This window comes from Pseudoalteromonas sp. SG44-1, from assembly GCF_014164315.1.
Classification (GTDB): domain Bacteria; phylum Pseudomonadota; class Gammaproteobacteria; order Enterobacterales; family Alteromonadaceae; genus Pseudoalteromonas; species Pseudoalteromonas rhizosphaerae.
Genome location: NZ_JACJEW010000289.1, coordinates 1 through 278, shown reverse-complemented (window position 1 = coordinate 278; position 278 = coordinate 1). Strand labels below are relative to the sequence as shown.

General features: G+C 39.9%; 1 rRNA gene. It reads right to left on the bottom strand.

What is annotated here, in order from left to right:
* Positions 1 to 4: 4 nt before the first annotated feature.
* A 5S ribosomal RNA gene (gene rrf, locus H5187_RS24190) occupies positions 5 to 119 on the bottom strand.
* Positions 120 to 278 lie beyond the last annotated feature (159 nt).

Genomic DNA, 278 nt, shown 5'->3' with positions numbered 1-278 from the left:
TGGAGCCTGGCAATGTCCTACTTTCACATAGCAAATGCTACACTATCATCGGCGCTGTTTCGTTTCACTACTGAGTTCGGCATGGGGTCAGGTGGGTCCAAAACGCTATTGTTACCAAGCAAATACGGTGTTAATCGCGTTAGCAATTAACTAAAATTTGGAATTCTGATAATAAAAGTTTTCAGTAAATCTACTTTAGTCTATTAACTTCTTGCGCTATCAACTATCACATAAAACGCGTTTGGCGTTGTATGGTTAAGCCTCACGGGTAATTAGTA